Raw genomic sequence first — 4,169 nt, forward strand, 5'->3', positions numbered from 1 at the left:
GTAGGGCATACGGGAACAGGATCTTGGAATAGAGCAAACGCGCAGGCGTGAGAACCATCTCACCGGTCAGATGCCGCAAGGTGTTTAATTTAAGTGGACTCGTTGAACCAAGAATCCTGGTTTCAGGAGAATCTCCGTGCCTAACAGCCGGAGAGTATGTCAAATGATGTCTTTTAGGGCTAAGGAAACCCCTGCGAAGCAAGCCTGGAGTAATTTCTAGGATGTGCAGATGTGGGGAGGTAACAAGGGAGCGCGGGAAACAGAAACTGAACAAGGCCAAATTTAGCGCCCAAGGTGTGAAGTGGAAGCCGTGCCCACTATAAACAAGAAGTAGATGGCCTGCGGGTCAGAATGCACCTGCGCCTCTATGTCAAACCCTAGAACCCTTGAAATAAAGGTTGTTGAAGGGAGTATGCGTACCTAACCTGGAAATCCTTGTTATTAGGAGCCGTATGAGGAGCGAAACTCTCATGTACGGTGCGTGTAGTAGAGGTGAGAGATAGCGATATCTCCATCGACTACATCAACCCAACATATACCTAATTAAAGGAACGATAGAATTCTACTAGAATAGCGATCGCCTTTCTAGTTTTTCAGTAGGAGCGATCGCTATGGGAAGTTACATTTAACTAAAAATCAAAATTTCCTATTTGAGTAACTGTTTAGAATAAGCCAACTTTACCCAAGCAGGATATTCAGCCATCAATATATCGTAAAGCTCGTCATCGGAAATACTTTCTGGGTCTTCTACATTAAAGAAAGTTGCATTGTCAGTATAGCCCTTCATTTCATCAAGTTTTTCCAGAAAGCTAAAATCAGTAGCCAATGCTTTACCAATAAAACCCGAAAGTCCTTCTCCTGAAACATCTTTCCGTGGCTTACCAATAGCCATAAACTGCCAAAAAATTGGCTCAAAAGACGACCATTTTAACTGGTTTTGTGTTTCCTCTTCATCAGAAGTTGCCCCATCAGTCACAAACATTACATAAATGGGTTCATCTTTAGCAAAAGGAGAATTTCTACTATCGCCATTTCCTTCTGGAAAATAGAAATTTCTAATCATTTTTATGGCTTTGCCATAATAAGTTCCTGTTTCTAGAGGATATTCTTCTTCTATGTTAGGAATAAAATCTTGGAAGTTAGCTAAAGTCATTTGTCCTACTCGATGAGGATTTTGTCCAAACAGAAAAATATCTATAGAACCATTATTATCGAACCGACATCCTAGAGCTAATATTTTTTCTGCTAAAGTTTGAATTTTGCCAGATGAATAAAGGAAGGACATCGAGCCAGAAATATCTAGACAAAGTGCAACTTTAGCCTGATGATTTGTCAGATTTGCCTTGAGGATTGAAATATCTGCTTTTTTAGCAAGATCGATTAATCTGGGAGCATCTCTTTCAATGATTTCGATAGATATGGGCATAATTTTTACCTGATTAAGTTTTATTAAATCAGGGCTTACGCAAATACACTATATATAGCGTCTACCTATTTAGACGATATAGCTGCCGCACTTGCTCCGCCAACGCTTAAAAAATTATAGCGATATAGCTGCCGCACTTGCTCCGCCAACGCCTGAACAACAAAATTATCATAAGTTTTTACAAATATACGGTAATATAATTAATTTTAGCTGTATGTAAATGTGGCTAATTGTAAATAAATTTTGCTAAAATAGACTAATTATTGTAAAATTATATTGTTGTTAAGAGCGAGCTAACAATATGAATTTTAACTATATTAATTATTGTCATTATTTACTCAATTCTCATACAAATTATACTATCACAGTCTTTGGCCAATAACCTGAAAAATATTAGCCATGACACGATAAATCGTTATTTGAAATTTGAAAACTTTGATGCACAAGATTTATGGAGAAATGTTCGCGTGTGAAATTGTAACTGACAGGGAGGGTTATTTAATATTTGATGATACAGTTCTTAACAAGGAATATAGTAATAAAATTGAGTTGGTTCGACGACAATACAGTGGTAATGAGCATAAAGTAGTCTGTGGTATAGGAATAGTAAAATGCATATATTTTAATCCAAAAAATGAGCAATGCGCGGATAATAGATTATCGAATTTACGACCTAGATGGAGACAAAAAAACCAAGATAGATAATGTTGAAGAAATGATATTAAGTGTGGTAAATAAGAAGAAATTACCATTTCAAACAGTATTAATGGACAGTTGGTATGCAACCAAAAGAGTAATGGCGTTGGTAGATAACTTAGGAAAAATTTATTACTGTCCTTTAAAAATAAATCGCGCACGTAGATGATACTGGTGATATAGAGAAATCTAAAAATATAGAAGAATTAAATTGGAGTAAATTATAAAAAATATCAGGTAAAATAATTAAAGTCAAAGGAATTCCTTTGAGATAAAAAAGTCAAGCTCCATACGGGCAACTATTTCTACCAATAGAACGGAATATATTGCAACTAATGATTTGAGTCAATCTTCAGTGGATGCTGTAGATATGAAGTCTCAAACTAGATGGAAGATTGAAGAATTTCACAGAGAACTTAAGCAATTAACAGGTATAGAGTTTTGCCAATGTCGTCTGGGTAAAATTCAAAAAAATCATATAGCCTGTGCCATGTTAGTGTGGAACTTTTTAAAAAGATTATCAGTAAAAATAGGAAAAACTATTTATCAAGTTAAGCATGAATTGTTATCAGATTATCTGGGGTCAGAATTGAAATATCCTTCAATTAAAATTCAACTCATTTAATTCTAAATAACTGAAGCTTTTTAATATAGATAGTTAAGCGATCGCACAGAATTACAGTTGAATATCGCCTTATTTGTCTGGGCTATATATAGAAGTACGGCGTAAGTCCTGATGAAATCAGGGCTTACGCAATAATACTAATTTATAGTGGTAATATTCCAACTAATTACCAAGTTAAACACTATATATAGAAGTACGGCGTAAGTCCTGCAAATAAAAAAATATTCTTCATTAATTGCTAAAGTCTTACCTAATTTTCTCTACAATCTTAACCTAAGAAGCATATTTATCAACAAATCCTTGCAAGCCAGAATTATAACCTTGTCCGACAGCTTGGAATCTCCAATCATTATCTTTGCGATAAAGTCTGCCAAATTCCAGAGCTGTTTCTCTAGAAAAATCTTCTTCTAATTCATATTTAGCTACTTCTTCTCCGGTAGTAATATCATAGATTCTAATAAAAGAATTTCTGACTTGTCCAAAGTTTTGTCTTCTAGCATCTGCTTCATGGATAGTTACTACAAATAATATTTCTTGAATTGCTTGGTCTACTTTTGTTAAATCTATTTCTATTAGTTCATCATCTCCTGAACCTTCTCCTGTTCTACTATCACCTGAATGTTTAACAGAACTATCTGGTGATGTTAAGTTATTGTAGAAAACAAAGTATTTTTCTGTAGGAATTTTCCCATTAGTTCCTAACATGAATACAGAAGCATCTAAGTCAAATGCAGAACCTGTATCTGTAGTATTTACATCCCATCCTAACCCAATACCAGCTTGTTTTAAATTAGGAGATTCTTTGGAAAGATTTACTCTTTCACCTTTACTGAGATTAATAGACATAATTTACCTTTTTTCAGTTATCAGTTCACAGTTATTAGTCACCAAAAGTAATAGCTAATTTTCAATTCTGTTCTAGTCGCTTCGGATGTAGTTTTCAGCAATTAACAATTAACAATTAACAATTAACAATTATAGCATTTATCATAAAGATGAGGTATATTTACGATCCCACTAAATCCCCCTTAAAAATGGGGAATTTGAAATCTCTCCCCTTTTTAAGCTATGTTTTATAAACATCTTTCTTAACATAAAACGTAGACATTAGATAGAAGTTATGGATAAGTCATTTGAAAGGCTTTTTTCTCACAAAAGTGTATTGAATTAGACATAAAGAAGTGAGAAATGCACCCGAAGATTCTTATTTTCCCCTCTTCCCCCTCTCCCCACCCTCCCACAAGGTTTTCAGGAGTTCCTTATAAGGGATAGCTTTTTAAGGGGGGCAGGGGGGGTATCTAAAACTGTATCTCACCAATTTGAGAAACGCTATAACAATTAACAATTAATAATTACCTCTCCCTAAAAAAGAGAGGCTTTAAAGGGTGAATTATTTAATTAATAATTATTCGGTAAATTTTT

The 4,169-nt window shown here is 34.5% G+C and carries 2 protein-coding genes and 1 pseudogene; 1 reads left to right on the forward strand and 2 read right to left on the reverse strand.

Translation table 11 applies throughout. From position 1 onward, the window contains the following. Positions 1 to 646: 646 nt before the first annotated feature. Entirely contained in the window at positions 647 to 1,426 is a 780-nt protein-coding gene (locus F6K22_RS34070) for a VWA domain-containing protein (RefSeq protein WP_293108599.1), read from the reverse strand. Positions 1,427 to 1,727: 301 nt separating this feature from the next. On the opposite strand from F6K22_RS34070, the pseudogene F6K22_RS34075 reads away from it, so the two are divergent. Further along, positions 1,728 to 2,747 (forward strand): annotated as a pseudogene (locus F6K22_RS34075) (IS701 family transposase). A gap of 273 nt (positions 2,748 to 3,020) precedes the next feature. Here F6K22_RS34075 and F6K22_RS34080 read toward each other — a convergent pair. Next, entirely contained in the window at positions 3,021 to 3,593 is a 573-nt protein-coding gene (locus F6K22_RS34080) for a TerD family protein (RefSeq protein ID WP_293108603.1), read from the reverse strand. Positions 3,594 to 4,169 lie beyond the last annotated feature (576 nt).

This window comes from Okeania sp. SIO2F4 (genome assembly GCF_010672385.1).
Taxonomy (GTDB): domain Bacteria; phylum Cyanobacteriota; class Cyanobacteriia; order Cyanobacteriales; family Microcoleaceae; genus Trichodesmium.